Origin of the sequence: Rubrobacter tropicus (genome assembly GCF_011492945.1) — a bacterium.
Lineage (GTDB): Bacteria > Actinomycetota > Rubrobacteria > Rubrobacterales > Rubrobacteraceae > Rubrobacter_D > Rubrobacter_D tropicus.
Window position 1 is genome coordinate 2,741,796 of the sequence record NZ_CP045119.1, and the last position, 20,316, is coordinate 2,762,111.

23 protein-coding genes are annotated in these 20,316 nt (G+C 66.0%); 10 read left to right on the plus strand and 13 right to left on the minus strand.

Annotated elements, in window-relative coordinates; all coding sequences use genetic code 11:
• Positions 1–87: 87 nt before the first annotated feature.
• The 3 genes from GBA63_RS13680 to GBA63_RS13690 are packed head-to-tail and all read right to left on the minus strand — an operon-like array spanning position 88 to position 4,673.
• Positions 88–2,463 (minus strand): 3-hydroxyacyl-CoA dehydrogenase/enoyl-CoA hydratase family protein, encoded by a 2,376-nt coding sequence (locus GBA63_RS13680; protein WP_166176920.1) that lies wholly within the window; start codon positions 2,461–2,463, stop codon positions 88–90.
• Between the two features lie 18 nt (positions 2,464–2,481).
• A complete protein-coding gene (locus GBA63_RS13685) occupies positions 2,482–2,877 on the minus strand; it encodes a PadR family transcriptional regulator (RefSeq protein WP_166176922.1) in 396 nt (131 codons plus the stop codon).
• Positions 2,874–4,673: an AMP-dependent synthetase/ligase gene (locus GBA63_RS13690; protein ID WP_166176924.1), complete on the minus strand. Its 1,800-nt coding sequence runs from the start codon at positions 4,671–4,673 to the stop codon at positions 2,874–2,876. The genes GBA63_RS13685 and GBA63_RS13690 overlap by 4 nt, the downstream gene beginning before the upstream one ends.
• A 155-nt stretch (positions 4,674–4,828) precedes the next feature.
• On the opposite strand from GBA63_RS13690, the gene GBA63_RS13695 reads away from it, so the two are divergent.
• The 4 genes from GBA63_RS13695 (at position 4,829) to GBA63_RS13710 (ending at position 8,029) form a co-directional block, all read left to right on the plus strand.
• Positions 4,829–5,986 (plus strand): acyl-CoA dehydrogenase family protein, encoded by a 1,158-nt coding sequence (locus GBA63_RS13695; protein ID WP_166180197.1) that lies wholly within the window; start codon positions 4,829–4,831, stop codon positions 5,984–5,986.
• Between the two features lie 176 nt (positions 5,987–6,162).
• The gene (locus tag GBA63_RS13700) at positions 6,163–7,179 is read left to right on the plus strand and encodes a zinc-binding dehydrogenase (protein ID WP_207956787.1); all 1,017 of its coding nucleotides are present in this window, start codon (positions 6,163–6,165) and stop codon (positions 7,177–7,179) included.
• The gene (locus GBA63_RS13705) at positions 7,176–7,583 is read left to right on the plus strand and encodes an ASCH domain-containing protein (RefSeq protein WP_166176928.1); all 408 of its coding nucleotides are present in this window, start codon (positions 7,176–7,178) and stop codon (positions 7,581–7,583) included. Before GBA63_RS13700 ends, GBA63_RS13705 begins: the two co-directional genes overlap by 4 nt.
• 20 nt (positions 7,584–7,603) lie before the next feature.
• Positions 7,604–8,029, plus strand: a complete 426-nt coding sequence (locus tag GBA63_RS13710; RefSeq protein WP_166176930.1) for a GNAT family N-acetyltransferase — start codon at positions 7,604–7,606, stop codon at positions 8,027–8,029.
• A 134-nt stretch (positions 8,030–8,163) separates the two neighbouring features.
• Here GBA63_RS13710 and GBA63_RS13715 read toward each other — a convergent pair whose 3' ends face one another.
• The 7 genes from GBA63_RS13715 to GBA63_RS13745 all read right to left on the minus strand — a co-directional run bounded on the left by GBA63_RS13715 (position 8,164) and on the right by GBA63_RS13745 (position 13,365).
• Positions 8,164–9,015 carry an MBL fold metallo-hydrolase gene (locus GBA63_RS13715; protein ID WP_166176932.1) on the minus strand — a complete coding sequence of 284 codons (852 nt, stop codon included), beginning with the start codon at positions 9,013–9,015 and terminating at the stop codon, positions 8,164–8,166.
• Between the two features lie 4 nt (positions 9,016–9,019).
• Positions 9,020–9,235: a DUF2795 domain-containing protein gene (locus tag GBA63_RS13720; protein WP_166176934.1), complete on the minus strand. Its 216-nt coding sequence runs from the start codon at positions 9,233–9,235 to the stop codon at positions 9,020–9,022.
• 46 nt (positions 9,236–9,281) lie between these two features.
• Positions 9,282–9,431, minus strand: a complete 150-nt coding sequence (locus GBA63_RS13725) for a hypothetical protein (RefSeq protein ID WP_166176935.1) — start codon at positions 9,429–9,431, stop codon at positions 9,282–9,284.
• A 236-nt stretch (positions 9,432–9,667) separates the two neighbouring features.
• The gene (locus GBA63_RS13730) at positions 9,668–9,841 is read right to left on the minus strand and encodes a hypothetical protein (protein ID WP_166176937.1); all 174 of its coding nucleotides are present in this window, start codon (positions 9,839–9,841) and stop codon (positions 9,668–9,670) included.
• Positions 9,842–9,919: 78 nt separating this feature from the next.
• Complete coding sequence (aceA, locus tag GBA63_RS13735; RefSeq protein WP_166176939.1) at positions 9,920–11,257, minus strand: isocitrate lyase; 1,338 nt, start codon at positions 11,255–11,257, stop codon at positions 9,920–9,922.
• Between the two features lie 213 nt (positions 11,258–11,470).
• Positions 11,471–13,075, minus strand: a complete 1,605-nt coding sequence (gene aceB / locus GBA63_RS13740; protein WP_166176941.1) for a malate synthase A — start codon at positions 13,073–13,075, stop codon at positions 11,471–11,473.
• Between the two features lie 86 nt (positions 13,076–13,161).
• A complete protein-coding gene (locus GBA63_RS13745; protein ID WP_166176943.1) occupies positions 13,162–13,365 on the minus strand; it encodes a hypothetical protein in 204 nt (67 codons plus the stop codon).
• A gap of 291 nt (positions 13,366–13,656) precedes the next feature.
• Between GBA63_RS13745 and GBA63_RS13750 the strand changes: the two genes are divergently transcribed.
• Positions 13,657–13,938 (plus strand): LysR family transcriptional regulator, encoded by a 282-nt coding sequence (locus GBA63_RS13750; protein ID WP_166176945.1) that lies wholly within the window; start codon positions 13,657–13,659, stop codon positions 13,936–13,938.
• Positions 13,935–14,615, plus strand: a complete 681-nt coding sequence (locus GBA63_RS13755; RefSeq protein WP_166176947.1) for a LysR family transcriptional regulator substrate-binding protein — start codon at positions 13,935–13,937, stop codon at positions 14,613–14,615. Before GBA63_RS13750 ends, GBA63_RS13755 begins: the two co-directional genes overlap by 4 nt.
• 205 nt (positions 14,616–14,820) lie before the next feature.
• Here the strand turns inward: GBA63_RS13755 and GBA63_RS13760 are convergent, their stop codons facing one another.
• Positions 14,821–15,324: a plastocyanin/azurin family copper-binding protein gene (locus GBA63_RS13760; RefSeq protein ID WP_207956788.1), complete on the minus strand. Its 504-nt coding sequence runs from the start codon at positions 15,322–15,324 to the stop codon at positions 14,821–14,823.
• 764 nt (positions 15,325–16,088) lie between these two features.
• Between GBA63_RS13760 and GBA63_RS13765 the strand changes: the two genes are divergently transcribed.
• From GBA63_RS13765 to GBA63_RS13775, 4 genes are read left to right on the plus strand one after another with little or no spacing between them, the layout of a single operon-like run.
• Complete coding sequence (locus tag GBA63_RS13765; protein WP_407690851.1) at positions 16,089–17,141, plus strand: isocitrate/isopropylmalate family dehydrogenase; 1,053 nt, start codon at positions 16,089–16,091, stop codon at positions 17,139–17,141.
• Positions 17,134–17,637 (plus strand): DUF4126 family protein, encoded by a 504-nt coding sequence (locus GBA63_RS13770; RefSeq protein WP_166176953.1) that lies wholly within the window; start codon positions 17,134–17,136, stop codon positions 17,635–17,637. The genes GBA63_RS13765 and GBA63_RS13770 overlap by 8 nt, the downstream gene beginning before the upstream one ends.
• An 18-nt stretch (positions 17,638–17,655) precedes the next feature.
• Positions 17,656–17,925 (plus strand): class I SAM-dependent methyltransferase, encoded by a 270-nt coding sequence (locus GBA63_RS23680; protein ID WP_228282645.1) that lies wholly within the window; start codon positions 17,656–17,658, stop codon positions 17,923–17,925.
• Positions 17,889–18,455 (plus strand): class I SAM-dependent methyltransferase, encoded by a 567-nt coding sequence (locus tag GBA63_RS13775; RefSeq protein WP_266096273.1) that lies wholly within the window; start codon positions 17,889–17,891, stop codon positions 18,453–18,455. Before GBA63_RS23680 ends, GBA63_RS13775 begins: the two co-directional genes overlap by 37 nt.
• A 435-nt stretch (positions 18,456–18,890) precedes the next feature.
• Here the strand turns inward: GBA63_RS13775 and GBA63_RS13780 are convergent, their stop codons facing one another.
• Together GBA63_RS13780 and GBA63_RS13785 are read right to left on the minus strand one after the other, a co-directional pair.
• A complete protein-coding gene (locus tag GBA63_RS13780; protein WP_166176957.1) occupies positions 18,891–19,751 on the minus strand; it encodes a fructosamine kinase family protein in 861 nt (286 codons plus the stop codon).
• The gene (locus tag GBA63_RS13785) at positions 19,744–20,226 is read right to left on the minus strand and encodes a low molecular weight protein-tyrosine-phosphatase (protein WP_166176959.1); all 483 of its coding nucleotides are present in this window, start codon (positions 20,224–20,226) and stop codon (positions 19,744–19,746) included. The genes GBA63_RS13780 and GBA63_RS13785 overlap by 8 nt, the downstream gene beginning before the upstream one ends.
• Positions 20,227–20,316 lie beyond the last annotated feature (90 nt).

Here is a 20,316-nt window from a genome sequence, read left to right on the forward strand (position 1 = left end):
TTCTCCTTTCGGTCGAACGCTGTCAGCTCTCAGCTATCAGCGGTCAGCTCTCAGCTTTCAGCCAATAAGCTGACCGCTGATAGCTATTCAATTCCTCACCGGCTTTCCGGTCTTCAGCATCCCCTCGATTCTCTCGTGGGTCTTCTCGTTTTTCAGCAGTTTTAGGAACGCCTCTTTCTCAAGGCCGAGCAGGTACTCCTCGCTTACCCACTGGGGGAGCGTCAGGTCGCCGCCGGTCAGGATTTTCGCGGTGTGGCCGGCTATGACGCCGTCGTATTCGCTGGCGTAGCGGCCCCACTGGAGGGTTCTTATGCCCATGACGAGGGCGGAGCGGGCGGAGGCGCCCGAGGCGTAGACGTTGGCGTTTCGCTCGGGCGGGTTGTAACCGTCCGCCAGGTCGAGGACCTCGCGCTTGGCGGCGGATATGAGGTGGTCCGCGTTCATTACCATGCGGTCGTCCTCTTCGAGGAAGCCGAGGTCGCGGGCCTCGACGGCGCTTGCGGAGACCTTCGCCATGGCTATGGTCTCGAAGGCCTTCTGGAGGAAGGGGAGCGCGGGGCTGCCCGGGGCCGTGGACATGGGGCGTGAGACGAGGCGGCGGGCCATCTCCTTGGTGCCGCCTCCTGCCGGTATCAGGCCGACGCCCGCCTCGACGAGGCCCATGTAGGACTCTCCGGCGGCGACTACGCGGTCTGAGTGGAGGCAGATCTCGAGCCCCCCGCCGAGCGTCTGCCCCTTCGGAGCCGAGACGACGGGCTTCGGCGCGAACCGGAAGCCCATGAGCAGCTTCTGAAGCGCCTCGATGCTCTTGCCGACCTCGTCGAGCATCCCGTTCCGGACGGCGTGCGCCACCTCGCCGAGGTTCGCCCCGACGCAGAAGTTGCGGCCCTCGTTCCCGATGACGAGGCCGACCCACTCGTCGCTCTTCAACGCTTCGAGCGCCTTGTAGCCCATCTCCGTTACGCCGGCGTCTATGCTATTGCCCTTGGAGTGGAACTCCAGGCAGAGCACGCCGTCCCCGAGGTCGAGCAGGCTCGCCGAGTCGTTGCGCTCCAGCTCTTTGCCCGCCTCGCGCAACCCGTCGAGCGACACGTACATCGGGTCCTCGCGGACCGGCTCGTACTGCTTCGTAACCGGGCTGAACTGGAGCTCCCGGCCGTCCTCGGTCTTATAGAAGCTCTCGTTGCCCGCGTCGAGCATCTCCTTTACCCAGGGCCCGACCTCGATGCCTAAAGAGTCCATGCCCTCGACCGTCTCGCGGACGCCGAGGAGGTCCCAGGTCCTAAACGGGCCCGTCTGGTGGGCGAAGCCCCACTCCATCGCGTGGTCGGCGTCCTCCAGGGTGTCGGAGATCTCGGGTAGCCGCCGCGAGGAGTACGCCATGTACGGGTACAGCGTGTCCCTGATGTACTTCGCGTGCCGGTCCTCTTCGGCTTTCTCGATGAGAAAACGTAACCTGGCGCCGAGGTCACCCCGCTTCTGCGCTTCGGTGACTATCGGCACGTCCGGGTCTTCGGCGGGGCGGTGCTCGAACGTTTCGAGGTCGAGCACGTCGAAGACGGTCTTTCCTTCGCGCTTGTCGCGCTTGTAGAAGCCCGCGCCCGTCTTGTTGCCGAGGAGGTTCTTATCCTGCATCTCCAGTAGCTTCGGGTGGGGTTTCAGGTCCTCGCGGGATTCGTCCTCGGGGACGGCCTCGTAGAGGTTCTCGGCGACGCCGACGGCGATGTCCAGGCCCACGGTGTCGTTCAGGCGGAAGGTGGCGGTCTTTGGGTGCCCGATCAGGGGCCCCGTTATGGCGTCCACCTCTTCTATGGAGTATCCGTTCTCGAAGGCGTAGGTGACGGCCTGCATCCCGGCGAAGGAGCCGAGCCTGTTCCCTATGAAGTTCGGGGTATCCTTGGCGATCACACCCCCCTTGCCGAGCACCCGCTCGCCGAAGTTGCGTACCGCCTCGACTATCTCCCCGTCGGTATCTTCGGTCGGGATGATCTCGAGCAGCTTGAGGTAGCGCGGCGGGTTGAAGAAGTGCGTCCCGAGGAAACGCCTTTTGAAAGATTCGGACCGTCCCTCCGCTATCTGATGCAGGGGAATGCCGCTGGTGTTGGACGAGATGATGGCGTCCTCTTTGGCGAGCGCCTCGACCCTCTCGGCGAGCTCGCGCTTGGGCTCCAATCTCTCCAGGATCGCTTCGAGTACCCAGTCCGCCTCGGCGACGCGATCGAAGTCGTCGTCGAAGTTTCCGGTGCGGATGCGTTTGGCGACGTCCTTGGCCATGAGCGCCGGCGGGCGGGCCTTTAGCATCCTGTCGTAGCCGCCCTGGACGACGGCGTTCTTGTCCTCGCCGTCTTTGGGGGCGATGTCGAGCAGGTCCACCTGCAGGCCGGCGTTGGCGCAGTGGGCCGCTATGGCGGCCCCCATCGTGCCGGCGCCGAGGACGGCGACCCTCCTTATGCCATGCGTCATGCTGCCTCCCTTTCCCTGTTACCCGTAGATCTCTCCGTGGAGCGAATCCAGGGCTTCCCTTACCCGAAGTAGGTGCCCCTCGAATCGTCCCTTCATCTCCTGGTACTTCTCCTCGCCTTCCGGGGTGATCGTGTAGAAGCGCCGGCTCCTGGTGTCGGGGTGCTCCCACTTGCCCTCGACGTAGCCCTTCTCCTCCAGGCGCCGCAGGAGCGGGTAGACGGCGTTCGGCGAGACGCTCATAACGCCCGAGCTCTTGGCCCGGATCTTGTGGATCAGGCTGTTCCCGTACTCGGGCCCCTGCCTGACGAGGTGCAGGATCAGGATGGGAAACACGTCCCTGCTCTTGACCTCGCTGAGGAAGATGTCCTTGGGCGTCGTCCGGTCCACGGGCCCGGCAGGGTTCTCGGCCTTCAAGAGTACAACCCCTGTATCTCCTCCGCGTACCGCTCCGCGACCACCCGCGACTTGACCTTGAGAGTCGGCGTCAACTCGCCCGCCTCGTGCGTCAACTCCCGCCCGAGAAGCGAGATTTTCTTCGGACGCTCGTACCCCGCGAACCGCCCGCACGTCCTCTCGACTTCAGCCTCTATCAGCCGCCGGCACCGCCCGTCGTCCGCGAGCTCTTCGTTCGGCGCCTCCGTGCCGAGCTCGCGGCGCACGGCGTCGTAGTCGGGGACGATCAGGGCGGAGACGTACTTCCTGCCGTCCCCGAGCACGACGGCCTGGGAGACGAGCGGCGAGGCCACGATGGCCGACTCCACCGGCTGGGGTGCCACGTTCTTGCCGGTCGAGAGCACGATCAGGTTCTTCAGCCGGTCCGTTATCTTCAGGAACCCCTCCCCGTCCAACTCGCCAAGATCCCCGGTACGGTACCAGCCGTCGGGCGTGAACGCACCACGCGCCGCCTCGGGCGCGTTCCAGTAACCGCGCATCACGCCCGGCCCCCTTACCTGAACCTCGCCCTCGCCGGAGACACGGACCTCCGTATGGTCGAGCACGGTGCCCACGGTCCCGAACTTCGGCACCGGCAGCCGGTTGCAGGCGACGACCGGCGAGGTCTCCGTCAGCCCGTAGCCCTCGATAATGGTGACGCCGGCGGCGTAGAAGAATTCCCCGATCTCACCCTCCAGCTTCGCCCCGCCCGAGACGAAGAACCGCAGCCTACCCCCGAACGCCTCCCTGACCTTCCGGAACACGAGCCGGTCGCAGGCCCGCAACAGCGCCCGCTCGCCTGCGCCCAAACGCCGACCCTCACGCCCGGCCGCGTACCGTTTCCTGCCGGCGGCGATTGCCCTCTCGAAGAGCCTGCGCCGCGGCGCGGACGCCTCGGCCACCTGGGCCAGGATGCGGTCGCGCATCTTCTCGTAGAGCCGGGGGACGCTGAGGACGACCGTCGGCCGCACCTCCCGCAAATTTTCCGGCACCTGCTGGATAGACTCGGCGTAGTACGTCGCGGCCCCCAGCGAGAGGGCCAGGTACTGCCCGCACCGCTCGAAGACGTGCGAGAGCGGGAGCAGCGAGAGAAAGACGTCGTCTGGCCGGAACGGGAGCGCCCGCCGGATGCCCTCGACGTTGGAGAGGAAGTTGCCGTGCGTGAGGACCACACCCTTGGGACGTCCCGTCGTGCCCGAGGTGTAGATGATCGTGGCGATGTCGTCCCGGTCGAGCGCGCGCCAGCCGTCGGGGTCAAGGAGGGGCTCATCCGCGCCGCGCTCCTCCACGTCGCGGAAGGCGACCGCCCGGTCTCCGGGATCCCCCTCGATGATCAGGACGTGGCGCAGGCCCGGCAGAACGTCGCGCAGACCGGCCACCCTCTCCAGTAGTTCTTCGTCCTCGACGACGGCCACGACCGCGCCGGAGTCGGCGAGGATGTGCCCGATCTGGTCCGTCCCGAGCGTCGGGTAGACGGGAACCGTCGCGGCCCCGAGCCCCTGCGCGGCCAGATCCGCTACCGCCCACTCCGGCCGGTTACCGCAAATTATCGCCACCTTCGCCCCGCTCCCGACGCCGAGAGAACTCAAACCGGCCGCGAAGTCCCCGACGCGCCTCCAGAGGTCGGCGTAGGAGATCCCGCGCCACTCATCCCCGACTTTGCTCGCCAACGCGACCTCGTCCCCCCGCGCCTCCACGTTCCGGTAAAGAGCCCCCATCAGGCTGCGCGCCTCCCCCACACCCGCGCCACGCGCGACCCTCTCCGCCACCCGCTGCATCCCGCTCCTCTCCGCAGATTTGTCAAAATTGATAATAACACGGATAATAAGTTTGCGTTGAGTCGTGGGCCCGGTTAGAGTTGGGTCCGGGAAGTCAGGAGAAGGAGGAGCCTTTGATCGCCGACGTGACCCGTTCTTTGGGTACCGACTACTACATGATCGACGAGTTGTTGACGGACGAGGAGCGCGAGGTCCGGGACCGGGTAAGGGCGTTCGCCGACGCCGAGGTCATCCCCATCATCAACGAGTACTGGGAGAAGGCGGAGTTCCCGTTCGAGCTTGTGCCGAAGGTCGCGGAGTTGAGCATCGCCGGCGGTTCCATCCAGGGGTATGGCTGTCCCGGTATGAGCCACGTGGCGGCCGGGCTCTGCGCGATAGAGATGTCGCGCGGGGACGGGAGCCTCAACACCTTCTTCGGGGTCCATTCGGGGCTTGCGATGGGGACCATAGACATCTGCGGGTCCGAGGAGCAGAAACAGCGCTGGTTGCCGGCGATGGCGCGGCTGGAGAAGATCGGGGCCTGGGGCCTCACCGAGCCCGACCACGGCTCCGATTCCGTAATGCTGGAGACGACGGCCCGCCGCGACGGGGACGGGTGGGTCTTGAACGGCAAGAAGCGCTGGATCGGCAACGCCACTTTCGCCGACATAGTAATCATCTGGGCCCGCGACGTCGAAGACGGCCAGGTAAAAGGCTTCGTCCTCGAAAAAGACGAGAACGGCGAGCACCACCCCGGCTACACCACCGAGCTCATAAAAGGCAAGATGGGCAAGAGGGCCGTCTGGCAGCCGGACATCTACCTCGAAGACGTGTACGTCCCCGCCGGGAACAAGCTCGAAGGCGCCAACTCGTTCAAGGACACGAACAAGGTGCTCACCGCGACGCGGGGCGGGGTCGCGTGGGAGGCCATCGGGCACGCCATCGCCGCCTACGAGGCGGCGCTGCAGTACGCCAAGGAGCGGGTGCAGTTCGGCAAGCCCATCGCGTCATTCCAGCTCATCCAGAACAAGCTAGCCAACATGCTCGCGGAGATCACCAACATGCAGCTGATGGTCTACCGGCTCTCCCAGCTCCAGGAGCAGGGCAAGATGACGGGCCCCATGGCCTCCCTCGCCAAGATGAACAACGCCAAAAAAGCGAAGCAGGTCTGCTCCGACGCCCGCGACATCATGGGCGGCAACGGCGTCCTGTTGGAGTACCACGTGGCCAGGCACCTCTCGGACATGGAGATCGTGTACACGTACGAGGGGACCGATACCATACAGTCGCTCATAGTCGGGCGTGATGTGACGGGGATAAGCGCGTTCGTATAGGTTTCAGGCTACAGGTTTCAGGTATCAGGTAGAAGCGAGCAGCACGGCCCGCCACCCCGGCAGACGACCGGGCGCGGCGGGCCCCTTCGTTTGCCCGAGAGCGCGAAGCGTGTATCCGTACTAAGCTGACAGCTGAAACCCGATGCCTGATGCCTGAGCGACCGAAGGGAGCGACATTGAAAGCTATCCGACTGCACGAACTCGGCGGACCGGAGAACCTCGTCTACGAGGACGTGCCGGACCCGGAGCCGGGGAGCGGAGAGGTCGTCGTCAAGGTACGCGCGGCGGCTTTGAACCGGCGGGACGTGTTCGTCACGCGCGGGATGTACCCTGGGGCGAAGCCGGAGGCGCTGCCCGCCACGCTCGGGTCGGATGGCTCGGGCGAGGTGGTGGCCCGCGGCGAGGGGGCCGATGGGCCCGATGAGGGGACGGAGGTCGTCATAAACCCGGCGCTGTACTGGGGCGACGACCCGGCGGTACCGGGCAAGGAGTACCGGATACTCGGGTTGCCCGACGAGGGGACGTTCGCGCAGTTCGTGAAGGTGCCGGGGGACCACGTCCTTCCGAAGCCCTCGCACCTCTCGCACGAGGAGGCCGCCGCGGTGCCGCTCGCTGGGCTGACGGCGTACCGGGCGCTCGTGACCCGCGGACAGGTCCGGGAAGGCGAGACCGTCGTGGTACCGGGCGTCGGGGGCGGGGTGGCGACCTTTCTGGTCCAGATCGCCTCGGCGCTCGGCGCGCGGGTCTTCGTGACCAGCGGGGACGACGAAAAGATCGAGGCCGCAAAGAAGCTCGGCGCAGAGGGCGGCGTCAACTACAACGCCGAGAACTGGTCCAAGGAGTTGAAGGGCATGGCCGGGGGCGTGGACCTTTCGGTCGATTCCGTCGGCGGGCCCACCTTCGACGCGCTGCTCTCGCTGGCGAAGCCGGGCGGGCGCATCGTCTCGTTCGGGGCGACCGCGGGCCCCGTCGAGAAGCTGGTGCTGCCGAAGATCTTCTTGAAGCACCTGACGGTCCTGGGCACCGCGATGGGGACGGCGGAGGAGTTCGGGGCGATGCTCGACCTCTACGCGGAGCGCGGCCTTCGCCCGACGATCAACGAGACGTTTCCCCTCGAAGAAGCGACGGCGGCCATGGGCCTCATGGAAAAAGGCTCGGGGGTAGGCAAGATCGTGCTCGACGTGCCCGCATGACGGACTACAGGCTGGAGTTCGGTTGGGAGGGCGACGGCGGGCTCGGGGAGCGCCTGATCCGGGAGATCATAGACGGCGAGAAGACGGCCACCTGCGCCCCGCGGTCGGACTACACGGAAGACGAACTCGCCGAGGTGGCCGCGAGCCAGGGGCAGATCGTGGACGTCGTCGACGAGCACGACAACCCCCGGTGCCGCGTCCGGATGGTGGCCGTCTACGAGACGACCCTCGGCCTGCCGGCCCCCGGCGTCGTCCGGGGCGAGGGCTTCGAGGACGCCGAGGCTTTCCGTCGGGACCACCGCGAGGCCTGGACCGCGGAGATGGAGGTGGAGGGCAACCCCCTCTCCGACGAGACGGTCCTGGTCGTCGAGGAGTTCGAGCTCGTGGAAGTGCTGGACGCCTAGCCGCGCAAAAGGAGGGCCGCGTGAGGAACGTCAGGATCGTCTCCGAGCCCCGGGCGAACCCTGGCGACGCCGAGGTCGTCCGCCAGGGAATAGACCTCTTCAACGTGGCCGCGACCGGCGACGCCGACTACAGCCCCCTCGCCATCTTCCTCAAAGACGACCGCGGCGCCGTTCTAGGCGGCGCCCTGGGCGACGTCTGGGGAGGATGGCTCGACCTGTCTACCCTCTGGGTCGCCGGACCCCTCCGCGGCCAAGGCCACGGCACGAAGCTCCTCCAGGCGGCCGAAGAGGAGGCGAGGGAACAGGGGTGCACGGGGGTCTTCCTGACCACCTTCAGCTTCCAGGCGCGTCCATTTTACGAAAGCCTCGGGTACGAGGTGGTGGCCGACATCCCGGGCTACCCCGTCGGCCACACCTACCACGTGCTGAAAAAGACGCTGGCCTAGAGCAGTTTGCAGAGAGATTAGATCTCTCTGCAAAGCTGTCAGCCATCAGCGGTCGGCTTTCAGCAAGGGCAAAAAAGCCGACCGCTGAAAGCAAAGGCGAAGCCGCAGCGGGCTGACAAGCTGACCGCTCCGGCCTATCTAGCGGCGGGCACCTCGAACTCGTAGGTCTCCCCGTGCGCCAGGTAACGGACCTTCTCGTCGAGGCCGGCGTCGGTGACGGCCCTTTCGAAGTCCACCAGCGGCGACTCGAACCTGGTGTAGTCGTTGTAGTGGATGGGGATGGTGGTGCGGGCGTCCATGATCCTCATGGCCTCCAACCCCTGCTCCGCGTCCATGGTCACGAAGACACCGAGCACCCGCGTCCCGCCGAGATGCAGCATCGCCAGGTCAATGCCCGGGAAGCGGCGCGGTATTTCCCTCAAACGGTCGTGCACGAGGGTGTCCCCGCTTATGTACATTCGCAGCCGGGCCGCCTCGCCCACCCGCCCGAACTCCAGCATGCTCCCCATCACCGGCGGCAGCACCGCGCCGAGCGGGCCCGGCCCGTGCGTCCCCGGCAGCGCGGTCACCCGCAGGTTCGCCTCACCCTTCGCCACGACGAGCGGCTCCCAGGTCTTTAGCGTCCGGGTCTTCGTAAACCCGACCTTCTTTAGGTAAGAGGTGGCGTGTTTGTTCGAAACGATGGGCGTCGCCTTGTTCAACCGGCGCTGGACGACACGGTCGAAGTGGTCGCCGTGCAGGTGCGAGAGCAGCACGAAGTCCAGCGGCGGGAGGTCTTCCATCTCAACGGCGGGGTTCGTCAGCCGCTTCGCCGTCAGGCCGTAGCCCAGGTGGACGTGGTCGCCGGCGTGCAGGAAGTTCGGGTCGGTAAGTATCGTAAAGCCGGCGTACCGGATGATAACGGTCGCCGTGCCGACGAAGAAGACCGAACCTCGACCGAAGTCCGGGTCTGCGTTCCTGCGGGGCAGCACAAGCGTCTCATCCAAGGCATCACCCCGAGGTCGGCGAGGCTTCGAGCTCCGCGACGACCTCGTCGGCGCTGTCGAAGGTCGGCTGTCCGAGCGTCCCGATCCTCTCCACCAATTCCCCCGGCGCGCCGTTTCCTTCCGCGGCCGAGATCAGATCCTCCTTGCTCGCCGGGTACTCCACGCCTTCCAGGTACTGCGGCACATCATTCGGGTCGAAGTCCACACTCGCCTCCAACAAACGGTCTCGTCATTGCCGAAGACGATTGTTCCCCACCGCCGCAACCTCAATCACCTTCGAGACCCCACATCCTTCGGTACTCCTCAAGGACCCTCCCGCGCACGCCCTCCGGCAGGTCCTCGAAGGCGACCTCGTCCCGGATCCTCTCGGCCGGCGGCTTCCCCCGAAGGACCTCGCCCCTCCCGAACACATCCATCGCCAGGTACGGATACTCCCCGGGCTTTTTCAGATCGAAGAGCCCCGTAAACACGACCGTGTAACCCGCGCCGGACCCGCCGCCGCCCCCATACAGTCAGACGTACAGCGGCTTGCCGCCCGGCAACAACCTCTCTTCTCTGCTCTTCAAACCCACGCCCCACATTATCCACACGAGGCAAGGCGCAACCGAACTTCGAGGAGCAGCTTCTCGGAGCTACCGCGGGAGCGTGGCGCTCACTTCGCGTCGGAAGGCTTGATGAAGAAGGCCGGATCTTCGGTCCCCGACGAAGCCCAGTCGTCCTCTGCCTTCCTACCCGGTTCGCCGGCACCTGCCCCTACCATTTCTTCTTCCGATACTCGCCCCACCTCGCGCGGCTCTTCTCCGTCCCTGTGGTTCTCCCTCTTCATCCCGTACCCCTTCCTGTCGAACGAAGGGAGCCGGAAAACCCGGCCCCCTCCTGAAACCTGATGCCTGAAGCCCGAAACCTACTTCACAAACTGCTCGTTCTCCGTCGACCCCGGCAGCCCCGTGTTCGGGTCTTCGGGCGTGTCGAACTGGGCCTCCTCCGTCGAGCCGGTGAGGGCGGTGGTGGAGGCGGCGCCGCCGGCGACGATCTGTGCGACCTCGTCGAAGTAGCCGGCCCCGACCTCGCGCTGGTGCTTGGTGGCGGTGTAGCCGTACTTCTCCGCGTCGAACTCCTTCTGCTGGAGCTCGGAGTAGGCGGCCATGCCCCGGTCCTTGTAGTCGCGGGCGAGCTCGAACATGGAGAAGTTGAGCGCGTGGAAGCCGGCGAGCGTGATGAACTGGAACTTGTAGCCCATCTCCCCGAGCTGGCGCTGGAAGGTGGCTATCTCCTCGTCGGAGAGCTTGGCCTTCCAGTTGAACGAAGGCGAGCAGTTGTAGGCGAGCATCTTGCCCGGGAACTCGGCGTGGATGGCCTCGGCGAAGACGCGGGCCTGGTCGAGGTCCGGCGTCGAGGTCTCGCACCACACGACGTCGGCGTACGGCGCGTAGGCGAGGCCGCGGGCTATGGCCTGGTCAATGCCGGCGTTGACCCTGTAGAAGCCCTCCATCGTCCTCTCGCCGGTGAGGAACCTCTGGTCTGCCGGATCTATGTCCGAGGTGACGAGGTTGGCCGCATCGGCGTCGGTCCTGGCGACGATGACGGTCGGCACACCCATGACGTCGGCGGCGAGGCGGGCGGAGATGAGGTTACGGACGGCCTGCCCGGTCGGGATCAGGACCTTGCCGCCCATGTGGCCGCACTTCTTCTCGCTGGCGAGCTGATCCTCGAAGTGAACACCCGCAGCGCCGGCCTCGATCATGCCCTTCATCAACTCGAAGACGTTCAGGGCACCCCCGAAACCGGCCTCGGCGTCGGCGACGATGGGCGCGAACCAGTTGGCGCCGTTCTTGCCCTCGGCGTGGTGGATCTGGTCGGCCCGCTGCAGGGCCTGGTTGATCCTCTTGACGACGTGCGGCACGCTGTTGGCCGGGTACAAGCTCTGGTCGGGGTACATGTGCCCCGCCAGGTTCGCGTCAGCGGCGACCTGCCACCCGGAAAGGTAAATGGCCTTCAGCCCGGCCTTGACCTGCTGCACGGCCTGGTTTCCGGTGAGCGCCCCGAGCGCGTTGACGTAGTCCTCGGTGTGCATCAGATCCCACAAACGCTCCGCGCCCATCCGCGCCAGCGTGTGCTCGACCACGACCGATCCCCGCAGCCGCGCCACGTCGTCGGCCGTGTAGGGCCGCTCGACCCCGGCCCAGCGCTCGCCCTCCCACTCCTGCGCTATCTGCGTCGTCCCGTTCTTTCCGTTCTCCATCTCTTCCTCCTGTGCTCTCCGTTTTCGATCCCTGCATGATACAGCACGCACTTATGTGCGCATATATGTGCAACGCGGGCGCGGTAGTCGCCCGTCGCCCTGGTGCGTGGGTACGTGTCCGACGCACCTGGGGAGGAGGACCGGGGTCGGGCGGAAGGCGTTGCCCTCCGCCCGGGGTCCGTTGGTGTGGTCAGTGGTGATCCTAGCCCCCTTCTAGTCCAGGTACTCGTAGCCGGGGAGGGTCAAGAACTCGACGAAGTCGTCCTGGGTGGAGATGCGGTCGAAGAGCTCGGCGGCGGTGCCGAACTCGTCCTTCTCCCACCGCTCGGGGCCGACTATGTCGTTCTTTATCTTGTCGAGCTCCTCGTCGAGCACTTCGCGGAACAGCTCCACCGTCACCTCGGTGCCGTCCTCGAGGATGCCCTTGGGGTGGTGGATCCACTGCCACACCTGGGCGCGGCTGATCTCCGCCGTAGCCGCGTCCTCCATCAGGTTGAAGACGGGGACGGCGCCGCGGCCCGCGAGCCAGGCCGCGAGGTACTGGACGCCCACGGAGATGTTGCTGCGAAAACCGTCCATCGTGATGGGGCCCTCGGGCTTCTCCAGCAGGTCGGCGGCGCTCGGGTTCACGTCCGGGCGCTGCTTGTCGATCTGGTTGGGTTGGGGCATGTACTCGTCGAAGGCCTGCTTGGCGAGCCCGACCATCCCGGGGTGGGCGACCCAGGTTCCGTCGTGGCCGTCCTGCGCCTCGCGCTCCTTGTCCTCCAGCACCTTGTTGTTGGCGAACTCGGTCCACTCCGGGTCGTCGCTGCGCGGGATTTGGGCGGCCATCCCCCCCATCGCGTGCGCGCCGCGCTCGTGGCAGGTCTTGATGGTCAGCAGGGAGTATGCCCGCATGAACGGGACGGTCATGGTGATCAGGTTCCGGTCGGGGAGGAGCATGTCGTGCTCGCGGAACTTCTTGATGTAGGAGAAGATGTAGTCCCACCGGCCGCAGTTCAGACCCGAGGAGTGCTCGCGCAGCTCGTAGAGGATCTCGTGCATCTCGAAGGTCGCCATGATGGTCTCTATGAGGACCGTGGCCTTGATGGTGCCCTGAGGTATCCCGAGTTCGTCCTGGGCCATGACGAAGATGTCGTTCCACAGCCTCGCCTCGAGGTGGCTCTCCATCTTCGGCAGGTAGAAGTACGGGCCGTGCCCGAGGTCCAGGAGTCCCCGGACGTTGTGGAAGAAATACAGGCCGAAGTCGAAGATGCCGGCCGGGACCTGTTTGTCGTCGACGAGCATGTGTTTTTCCCAGAGGTGCCAGCCGCGGGGGCGCGCTATCAGGACGGCGACCTCGTCGTTGAGCGTGTAGTGCTTGCCGGTCTTCGGGTCGTCGAAGGTGATGGTGCGCTGGATCGCGTCTCGGAGGTTGAGCTGGCTGTCCAGCATGTTGTGCCAGGTAGGGCAGTTGGCGTCCTCGAAGTCGGTCATGTACGTCGGGGCGCCGCAGTTGAGCGCGTTGATGAGCATCTTCCGGTCCGGGGGGCCGGTGATCTCCACCCGCCTGTCCTGCAACGCGTCCGGGATCGGCGCGATCTTCCAGTCCCCCTGCCTGACATCCTTCGTCTCGGGCAGGAAATCAGGCATCTCGCCGGCGTTGATCCGGGCCTGCCGGTCCTGCCGCGCCTGCAAGCGCTCCTCGACCGTTGGGGTGAACTCCCTGGCGAGCTTCGCCACGAAGGCGACAGCCTCGGGGCTCATAATCCCCCGAAACTCCTCGGGAACCTCCTTGGTGACCTCTATGCCTTCGCCGTACACGTTTCTCTCGACCATACTCGGTCCGGGCTCCTCTCTAACGTTTGCCAGAGCAGCAACTCTAGCAAGCGCAAGGATTCCACGCTCGAAGCCCGCGAACGCCGCTAAGCGGCAACCCGCTCCCGCCGCATGGCCGGGGCCCGCCGCACGTAAACGATGCAAGAAGTCGGCACGCAACGCCACCGGTACAGAACCTCGAACTCGCCGAACCCGATCTTCACCCGAGTCCCGATGGACGGAGCCCCGTCCTCGTAGCGCCGCTCCAGGATCTCCTCCGTCTCTGGATCCCTGTACTGAACCGGTATCATCGCCTCTCCTCTCAACGCTTCCGCCGTGAACCACACGTTAAACGGCCACCCGCTATAAGTCCAATCGTTTGCACGTATCGCAGATATAGGAGAAACTTATGGAAAAGCTTTCAGCCGTCGGCTTTCAGCGAGTCGTGCCGGTGCGCCGCCAAGAGCGTATGGCTGACCGTGGCGGACGGCAGCACTGCGTTTCGGTCGGGCGGCCGAGATCGGAAAGAGGCTGACAGCTGAGAGCGGAGGCCGCTAGGCCGAAGCGGGCTGAAAGCTGAAAGCGCGACCGAAGGGAGCAGCGTGCTCTTCAGACAACTCGAGTGTTTTCTGGCGGTGGCCCGGCTCGGGAATTTGAGCCGGGCGGCGGAGGAGATGTTTTTGACGCAGCCTACTTTGACGGCGCGGTTGAAGGCATTGGAGGAGGAGGTTGGGGACGAGTTGTTCGTCAGGACCAGCCGGGGGATGCGGCTGACCGACGCGGGCAGGGAGTTCGTGCCCTACGCGGAGAGGGTGGTCGGGGGGTTCGAGGAGGGGCGGCGGCGGCTGGAGGAGTTACGGGGGGCTACGGGGGACGACTTTTGATCGGGGCTTCCCCGGGCGTTGGGACTTACGCTTTGCCCGGGTTGTTGGAGAGGTTCGTGGCGGCCTATCCGGGGGTCTCCATCTCGGTCAGGACGGGGCATTCCGAGGAGATCCTGGAGATGACGCTCAAGGAGGAGGTGCAGCTCGGGTTGACGCGGTCGATCCGGCACCCGGAGATAGAGAGCCTGCACCTGTACGAGGACGAGCTGGTGCTCGTGGTTGACCCGGGGCACAGGTTCACCAGGAGGGGGACGGCCAGCCTGGCGGAGGTCGGGGAGGAGCAGCTCATCTTTTTCGACCAATCTTCGAGCTATTTCGAGCAGACGCACGCCCTGCTCAGGGACGCCGGCATTCGGGAGCTCAGGACGATGGAGGTGGACAACATCGAGGCGGCCAAGAGGATGGTCGAGCACCGCCTCGGGGTCGCTTTCCTGCCCAGGACGGCGGTCGTCAGGTCGGTCTCGTCGGGGAATTTGTCGCTTATATCCGTGGAGGAAAACCCAGAGATGAGGCGCTCCATCGCCGCCCTCCGCCGCCGCGACGCCCCGATGAGCGGCCCCGTAGCCGCCTTTTTGGAGGTGGCGAGCGACCTGGCCGAGAGGGAGGACCGCGCCAAGCTCTCCCCCACCCTCGCCGCCGACTTCGAGAACCTGCAGCTTATAGACCTGTTTACTTAGAGCGGATTGCAGAGAGGTTGAACCTCTTTGCAAGGCTTTCAGCAAGAGCAAAAAAGCTGATCGCCGTGAGCTGAGGCGAGGCCGTAGCGCGCTGACTGCTGACGGCGCGGGTCAGGTGGCTACGAGGCTGCCTAAGGACTCCGGTCCCGTGCCGTACAAAGCGGGAGGGAGGGGGCGCAGGCTCCCCCTCCCGGGACATCCGGGCTTACGAAGCCCTGCGCCGCAGGACGGCGAACGTCACCAGTGACGAGCCCGCCAGCAGAAGGATCGCCGCCAGCGCGGGAGAGGGACCGCCCGTGTCGGCGAGCGTCTCGGCGCCGGCCGAAGCGCTGGCCGTGGCCGAGGCGCTCGCTGAGGCGCTGGCCGATCCGGCGCTCACGGTGACCGTGCCCACCATGCCCATATCCTCGTGGGGGCCGCAGAAGTACTCGTAGGTGCCCGGCTCATCGAACGTGTAAGAGTAGGTTCCGTCGGTGCCGCCCTCGATCAGGCCGGAGTCCCACAGCCCGTCGTAGGAGGTCGTCGTATGTCCGTACTGGCCGCGCTGGACCCAGGTTACCGTGGTGCCCGGTTCGACGGTTATGTTGGCCTGGTCAAAGAAGTTGTCCTCCATGCCTACCGTGACTTCCTGGCCCTGCGCCCACGCCGCTGGCGCGAAAGCGGACAGTATCAGGAGCGACAACGCCGCCAACCACGACAATCTCTTCATCCGGCTTCCTCCTTGCCTTCTTGGTCTGTCCTCCCCAGCACGCCCGGAAAGGACCGCCTCCCGGACCGCGACCCCCATCTCGGGCGGCCTGCGTAGCGCGGTCCCGCGAAGATGCAATAGAAACTCTAGTACCAAGAAGGCGCGTCGCGCTATACCACGAATGGGCTAATTCGGAACCGGCGTACGGCCTTCTTCCGTGACAGTGGAGTACCCGGGTGTGTGCCCGTGAGGCCGGATAAGGGGACGAACCTACAGATAGGGTTCCTGCGTCGTTCGGGTGCTGCTGGCAGTACGGCCTGCCTAGCTGCCTCCGCCGCCGTCTCCCCCGCCACCCCGCCGCCGTCGCCCCAGCCGCCCCGCCGCCGTCGAACCAGCCTCCGCCGCCATCGTTGCCGTGGCCGCCGCCGGAGTCTCCTCCTCCGTGGCCGCCAAAGAAGCCGTAGTAGCCGGCGCCGGCTCCTACGCCCGCGTCGGCGCCGGCCCTACGACGGCGGCGGCGATCGCTTCGCCGGCGTAGAAAGTCGGCTATGAGCCCAAAGACGACGCCGACCGCTATAACAAACGCGAAGACCAAGAACAGTTCCACGGCACGATCCTCTCTCTGGATGCCACCCGGATGCGGGATTAAGTGTACCCGTATGCGTCCATTAGTTACAACCCGGGCGAGATCCTGTACGTCCGCGCGCGGATCGTATACTAGCCTCGAAACCCTAACTGACTCTAGTTGCGAGGTGCTATTAGTGGACCGGAAGACGATCGTGGTGATGGAGGGCGACCAGACCGGGCAGGAACTCCTGGAGGAGGCGCTACGGGTCCTGGACCCGTCCGTGACCGGCGTGGACGTGGATTTCCAGCGGTACGACCTCTCGCTGGAGAACCGCCGGGCGACGGACAACGGGGTCGTACACGAGGCGGCGGCGGCCATGAAGGAGTGCGGCTTCGGCATAAAGGCCGCCACCGTGACGCCAGAGACACCGGGGGATGTCGGCTCGCCCAACGCCATCCTGAGAAAGGGCATAGACGGGACCGTCATCGTGCGCACCGGCAGGCGCATCCCCGGCGTAAACCCGGTAACCGGCGTGCACAGTCCCGTCTCCGTCATACGGATGGCCGTGGACGACGCCTACGGGGCCGAGGAGTGGCGCGAGGGCGAGGGGCTCGACGAGGTGGCGTACAGGACCGAGAAGATCAGCCGTAGGGTGTGCCGCGGCGTCTCGGAGTTCGCCTTCATACAGGCGCGCAAGATGCGGGCCAAAGTCTTCGGCGGCCCGAAGTACACCGTATCGCCCGTCTACGAGGGGATGCTCAAGGAGGAGATGGACCGGGCCGCGGAGAACAGCCGCGACGTCCGCTACGACCCGCAGCTCATCGACGCGACCTACGCCCTGCTGCTCACCACCTTCGGCGAACCGCTCGTCATACCGACCCTCAACAGGGACGGCGATTGCATCTCGGACCTCGTGATGCAGATGTTCGGCTCCATCGCGGGCGCCGAGTCGCTCTTGATCTCCCTCGACGAAGACGAGAACCCCGAGACGGTGATGGCCGAGGCGCCGCACGGGACCGCGCCGTCCCTGGAGGGCAAGAACGTGGCGAACCCGATGGCCATGATCCTGGCCGGGGCGGCACTCCTCACGTTCTTCCACGACGAGGAGGCAAGCCGCGCTTCCAGGGCCATCTACGAGGCAACCTTCGAGTCCATCCTCGACGGCGTCAGGACGGCGGACCTCGGCGGCCCAACCGGAACCACGGAGTTCACGGACGAGGTGATCCGTCACATCAGGACCAAACTGGAAGTCTGGAGCGCACTTGCCTAAGCACAAGAACGACCTGGTTATAGAAGTTACGCCCGAAGCCCTGAAGGCCGCAGCCCTGGCCGCCATCTCGGGCCTGCGATCGATGGCGGGCCCGGCGCTGCTGTCTCGCGCCGCCACGCGCGGAGAGGTCCCGGGCATCGGGAACACCCCGTTCGCGGGCCTGGGCTCCGACGGCGTCTCGGCCGCGCTCCAGGCGCTGATGCTCGGCGAGATGGCCGGCGACAAGACGCCGTTCGTGCCGTCGCGCGTCTCCGCCGGCCCACTCTTCGGCCGCGCGCTCTCGGGCGCCCTCGTGGGCTCGGCGCTCTTCGTCTCCGGCGGGCGCCGGGGCGTCCCCGGCGCGTTGCTCGGCGCCGCCTCGGCCCTCGGCGGCGTCTACGCGGCCGACCGTCTGCGCTCGGCGACCACGCAGGGCCTCGGCCTGCCGGACCCCGTGTTCGGTCTGATCGAAGACGGGCTCATCCTTCTCGGCGGCAGCCGCCTGTTCCGCAGGTAGCCCGTAGGTGCGCGACGCTTGACGGCCGAGAGGGAACGGCTGAGATCCACGTTCGACCGGGCGGCCCTGCTCTACGACGAGGTAAGGCCGGGCTACCCGGAAGGGCTGTTCGAAGAAGTCGTCTCGCTCTCGGGCGTGCCGTCCGGGGGCCGAATACTCGAAATCGGGTGCGGGACCGGTCAGGCGACGCTCCCGCTCGCCCGCAGGGGTACGAAATCCTGTGCGTCGAGCTCGGCGGGAACCTGGCCGCCGTGGCCCGCCAGAACCTGGCCGGGTATCCGCGCGTGAAGATCCTGACCGGAGACTTCGAGAAGATACGACTCCCCACGGAAGCGTTCGACCTCGTCGTTTCGGCCACGGCTTTCCACTGGCTCGACCCGCGAATCGCCTACCCGAAGGCGGCCCGCGCCTTGCGGCGGACGGGTGCGATCGCGCTGTTCTGGAACGAGCACGTCCACAGCGAGGCGGACGACGGCTTCTTCGAGGCCGCGCAGAGGGTCTACGAGCGCGAGGCGCCCGAGAGCTGGGACGACAGCTACGCCGGTCCGCCCCGGCCCGAAGACCTCCAGGACAGGACGAAAGAGATCGAGGACTCCGGGCTGTTCGGGTCCGTAAGCAGGCGCTCTTTCCGGTGGGACCAGGCCTACGACGCCGCGGGCTACCTTCGGGTCCTCGACACATACTCGGGGCACCTGGATCTGGACGAGGAAGCGAGGAAACGTCTCTACGGCGGCATCTCCCGCCTGATCGAAGACGAGCACGGCGGGCGCATAGTGAAGGGCTACCAGACGACCCTCTACGTCGCCCGCAAGAAGTAGGAGCCGCCGCGCTTCAAATAAACTGCGGACCCGCCGACAACAGGGACATGCTCCGAAGGCCGTACAAACGATCGGCGGAGACGCTCGCGCGATACAGAACCGCAGCCCCCCAGCGCCGAAGCATCCGGCTGGAGGGCCACGATTGCGCGTTGTCGGGCGCGTACTTCCTGACCGTTTGTACGGCGGGTCGAAAGCCCCTATTCGGCCACGTATCGGGCGGCCGGATGGTCGAGAACCGGGATGCGGGCATCGTGTGGGGATGTTGGGAGGGTTTGCCGGACCATTACCCTCACGTCTCGTTGGACGCGTTCCTGGTGATGCCGGACCACGTTCATGGGGTCGTGATTTTCGGCGGCGCGTGTCCGGTGGGCGTGTGCGAGGCGGATGTAGCGCGGGCGGGTTTGAGACCCGCCCCCCACCCCACGAAAACCCACCCTACACCCCGAACCGCCCCAGGACACCCCGAACCCTCTCCAAATACCCGCCGCCGAAAAAATACGTGTGGACCAGCAAAGGGTACAGGCTGTACAGGTCCCGGCGTGATTCGAAGAAGCCGTCCCGGATGGGGCGTATCTCGGCGTAACGCTTGAAGAACGGGTCACCGAACGAGTTAAAGAGGCTTATGAAGGAGAGTTCGATCTCGGGGTCCGCGTGGTAGATGGCCGGGTCCAGAAAGGCCGTGATCCTGCCGTCCCGCGCCAACACGTTCGCGCTCCACACGTCGCCGTGGATCAGGGCCGGCGGGTTCGCCTCGCCGATGAGATCCTCCAGCCTCTCCGCCAGCCGCTCCACCCGTTTGAGGTCCGAAACCGGCAATCGGCCGGCCTCGTACGCCACGCGGGCGAAGTGGATCAGGCGCCGGTCGCGGAAGAAATCTACCCAGTTCTCCGTCCACGGGTTCGGCTGGTCGAGGCTCCCGATGAGCGTGTCCCGCTCGTGGCCGTAGGCGTCGGCGGTGATACCGTGCAGGGCCGCCAAAAGCTCTGCGGCGTGATGCTCGGCCTCGGCCGGGAACCGGCTCGCGCCCTCGACGAACTCCATCAATAGCAGCGTCTCGGTCCCGTGGAAGACCCGTGGGACGGGGAGGTCCGTTCTCTGTCGCAGGTAACGGAGCATGTACGCCTCGCGGTCCAGGTTGGAGTCGCCATCCCGGTCCACCTTCGCCACGAGCGGCGTGCCGTCCTGAAGATCCACCTTGTAGACCTCGCCGATGCAGCCGCCGCCGAGGGGCCGCGCGCTCTTGAGTCGCTCACCGAGATGGACCTCGACGCCCTCGGCGACGATCCTCTCAGCCATGGCCGTTCGGGTGCCGCTTCCGAATATCCTCGACGAGCCCCTCTGAGGCGGCTTCCACGAGGTCTATGACGCGCTCGAAACCGTCCGCCTCGCCGAAGTAAGGGTCCGGGACTTCCCGCTCCGGTCCTTCCGGGTCGAAGTCCAGAAAAGGTCGGACCACGGCGCTGCCGGAGCACATGGCGGAGACGTGGCGGTAGTTCTCTTCATCCATCGTGAGGACGTAGTCGAAGCGGCGACAGTCTTCCGTTGAGAACTTACGCGCCCGCTGGCCGCCGATGTCCAGGCCGCGTCTCGCGGCGCTCTCGACGGCCCGGCCGTCGGGCGGGGAGCCGACGTGCCAGCCGCCGGTCCCGGCGGAGTCCACCTCGACCTCGTCTTCGAGGCCCTCGCGCCGCAGCACGTTCTCGAAGACGCCCTGGGCTATCGGGCTCCGGCAGATGTTTCCCATGCAGACGAACAAGACTCTTGTGGTCATGGGGACGAATATACCGGCGGAGGCGGGCGTTGTCAGCGCCCCGTCAAGCGGGTTGCAGGAGGTTGGACCTCTGGGCAAAGCTTTCAGCTC

Bases quoted from the DNA above. Each gene is read 5' to 3' on its own strand.
- GBA63_RS13680 (WP_166176920.1), bottom strand. From the start codon at position 2,463: ATGACGCATGGCATAAGGAGGGTCGCCGTCCTCGGCGCCGGCACGATG.
- GBA63_RS13690 (WP_166176924.1), bottom strand. From the start codon at position 4,673: ATGCAGCGGGTGGCGGAGAGGGTCGCGCGTGGCGCGGGTGTGGGGGAG.
- GBA63_RS13695 (WP_166180197.1), top strand. From the start codon at position 4,829: ATGATCGACGAGTTGTTGACGGACGAGGAGCGCGAGGTCCGGGACCGG.
- GBA63_RS13705 (WP_166176928.1), top strand. From the start codon at position 7,176: ATGACGGACTACAGGCTGGAGTTCGGTTGGGAGGGCGACGGCGGGCTC.
- GBA63_RS13725 (WP_166176935.1), bottom strand. From the start codon at position 9,431: ATGGATGTGTTCGGGAGGGGCGAGGTCCTTCGGGGGAAGCCGCCGGCC.
- GBA63_RS13730 (WP_166176937.1), bottom strand. From the start codon at position 9,841: ATGAAGAGGGAGAACCACAGGGACGGAGAAGAGCCGCGCGAGGTGGGG.
- aceA (WP_166176939.1), bottom strand. From the start codon at position 11,257: ATGGAGAACGGAAAGAACGGGACGACGCAGATAGCGCAGGAGTGGGAG.
- aceB (WP_166176941.1), bottom strand. From the start codon at position 13,075: ATGGTCGAGAGAAACGTGTACGGCGAAGGCATAGAGGTCACCAAGGAG.
- GBA63_RS13745 (WP_166176943.1), bottom strand. From the start codon at position 13,365: ATGATACCGGTTCAGTACAGGGATCCAGAGACGGAGGAGATCCTGGAG.
- GBA63_RS13760 (WP_207956788.1), bottom strand. From the start codon at position 15,324: ATGAAGAGATTGTCGTGGTTGGCGGCGTTGTCGCTCCTGATACTGTCC.
- GBA63_RS13765 (WP_407690851.1), top strand. From the start codon at position 16,089: ATGGAGGGCGACCAGACCGGGCAGGAACTCCTGGAGGAGGCGCTACGG.
- GBA63_RS13780 (WP_166176957.1), bottom strand. From the start codon at position 19,751: ATGGCTGAGAGGATCGTCGCCGAGGGCGTCGAGGTCCATCTCGGTGAG.
- GBA63_RS13785 (WP_166176959.1), bottom strand. From the start codon at position 20,226: ATGACCACAAGAGTCTTGTTCGTCTGCATGGGAAACATCTGCCGGAGC.